At 66.3% G+C, this 1,151-nt stretch carries 1 protein-coding gene; it reads left to right on the forward strand.

Annotation, left to right across the window (positions count from 1 at the left end):
• Positions 1–1,151: oxalate/formate MFS antiporter (oxlT, locus tag MKK49_RS23210; RefSeq protein ID WP_244032358.1), on the forward strand; the 1,151-nt coding region annotated here is incomplete at both ends.

The following is a 1,151-nucleotide window of genomic DNA, read 5'->3' on the forward strand; positions in this document are numbered from 1 at the left end:
TGGACGTTCTTCGTGCCCGACATCCAGAAGAAGTTCGGCTTCGACCGCGCCGCGATCCAGTGGGCCTTCACCCTGTTCGTCCTGTTCGAGACCTGGCTCGTGCCCGTCGAGGGCTGGTTCGTCGACAAGTACGGCCCGCGCGTCGTCGTCCTGTTCGGCGGCCTGCTCTGCGGCATCGGCTGGGTCATCAACTCCTACGCCACCACCCTGAACATGTTCTACCTCGGCCAGGTCGTCGCCGGCATCGGCGCCGGCGCCGTCTACGGCACCTGCGTCGGCTCCGCCCTCAAGTGGTTCCCCGACAAGCGCGGGCTCGCCGCCGGCATCATCGCCGCCGGCTTCGGCGCCGGCTCGGCGCTCACCGTCGCGCCGATCCAGTGGATGATCGCCGATCACGGCTTCCAGGCCGCGTTCTTCAACTTCGGCATCGGCCAGGGCCTCGTCGTCTGCGTTCTCGCGTTCTTCTTCACTTCGCCCAAGAAGGGCCAGGTGCCGGAAGTCGTCGCCAACGCCAACATCATCCAGACCCGGCGCAACTACACCCCCGGCGAAGTCGCCCGCCAGCCGATCTTCTGGCTCATGTACTTCATGTTCGTCATCGTGGGTGCGGGCGGCCTGATGATCACCGCCAACCTCAAGCCCATCGCCTCCGACATCGGCGTCGACAAGGTGCCGGTCACGATCATGGGCATCACCATGGTGGCCATCACCTTCGCGGCCACCATCGACCGCGTCCTCAACGGCCTGACCCGCCCCTTCTTCGGCTGGGTCTCGGACAAGATCGGCCGCGAGAACACCATGTTCATCGCCTTCGCCATGGAAGGCTTCGGCATCTACATGCTCTACCTCTGGGGCCACGACCCCCTGTGGTTCGTGCTGCTCTCCGGGTTCGTGTTCTTCGCCTGGGGCGAGATCTACTCGCTCTTCCCCTCGACCTGCACCGACACCTTCGGCACCAAGTTCGCCGCCACCAATGCCGGCCTGCTCTACACCGCCAAGGGCACCGCCGCCCTCCTGGTCCCCGTCGCCAACTACCTCCAGCAGGCGACCAACAGCTGGGACGGCGTCTTCCTCGTCGCCGCCGGCGCCAACGTCCTCGCCTCGCTCCTCGCCATCGCCGTCCTGAAGCCCTGGCGCAAACGCGTCGTCGC

This window comes from Methylobacterium sp. J-090 (assembly GCF_022829345.1).
Classification (GTDB): Bacteria; Pseudomonadota; Alphaproteobacteria; order Rhizobiales; family Beijerinckiaceae; genus Methylobacterium.